General features: G+C 75.1%; 1 protein-coding gene and 1 pseudogene. One reads left to right on the top strand and one right to left on the bottom strand.

The genetic code is table 11. The features are described from left to right. Positions 1-616: ATP-dependent DNA ligase (locus tag CCN51_RS46120; RefSeq protein WP_483883469.1), on the top strand; the 616-nt coding region annotated here is incomplete at its 5' end. 75 nt (positions 617-691) lie between these two features. On the opposite strand, the pseudogene CCN51_RS46115 reads toward CCN51_RS46120, so the two are convergent. Then, positions 692-1,023, bottom strand: a pseudogene (locus CCN51_RS46115) (1-aminocyclopropane-1-carboxylate deaminase/D-cysteine desulfhydrase); the annotation flags it as partial.

The raw sequence follows: 1,023 nt of genomic DNA, 5'->3' as shown, positions 1-1,023 counted from the left end.
CCGCGCCGCCCGGCTCGCCCGCGAACTCCCCGCCTCCTACGCCGCCTTCGACCTGCTGGCCGCCGGGGGCGAGGACCTGCGCCCCCTGGCGTACGAGCGGCGCCGGGCCCGGCTCGTCGCGCTGCTGGAACCGTACGGGCCGCCGCTGCAGCCCGTCCCCATGACCACCGACCCCGAACTCGCCGCCACCTGGTACGACACCCTTCCGGCCAGCGGCGTCGAGGGCCTGGTCATCAAGAGCCTCGGCCAGCCCTACCGCGCGGGCCGCCACTGGTGGAAGCTGCGCCACTCCGAGACGCGGGAGGCCGTGGTGGTCGGCGTCGTCGGCCCCCGCTACCACCCGCGCTCGCTCGCGCTGGTGCTGCCGGGCGCCGACGACCCCGTGGTCTCCACCCCGCTCTCCCCGGCCGTACGCGCCCAGATCACGGCCGCGCTGCGCGGCCTGCCCGCCCCCGCGGAGCCTCCCGGGACCGAGCCCGCCCCCACCGCCATGGACATGGTGGGCACCGAGATCTCGTACCGGCCGGTGGCCCCGGAGCTGACGGTCGAGGTACGGCGGGACAGCACCGCCCGCCACGCGGCGACCACGGTGATGCGGCTGCGCGCGCCGGAGTAGCCGGAATCTGTGGTGGCTTTGGGACACCGACACGCCGACGCCACGGCGTGTCGCTGTCCCGAACTCACCACAAACTCACTGGACGGGGTCCGCCGGCCCTGTGATCACGGCCGTGACCCGGCTCCCCGGCGGCAGGCGCTCACCACCCGCCAGGTCATACACGCACCGCAGCATCTTGGCGACGTAGCGGCGCTCCACGGCCAGGCCGTGGAGCGCCTGGAAGTCCTCGGCGAAGGCCGCCAGCTCGGCGGGGACGCGGCCGTAGCCGCCGCCGTGATGGTCGTGGTCGATCCGCCAGTTCGCAAAGGTCCGCCCCCACCCCCGCTCGTGCAGGCTCGCCACCTCACCGTCCAGATACCGGGCGCCCTTGACCACCGCGACCCCCAGCGCCCGGTATCTGGACGGTG

The sequence above is a fragment of the Streptomyces milbemycinicus genome, assembly GCF_002154605.1.
In the GTDB taxonomy this organism is placed as follows: Bacteria; Actinomycetota; Actinomycetes; order Streptomycetales; family Streptomycetaceae; genus Streptomyces; species Streptomyces milbemycinicus.
Note: the sequence above shows the minus strand (reverse complement) of the source record. Positions and strands in the feature narration are given on the sequence as shown.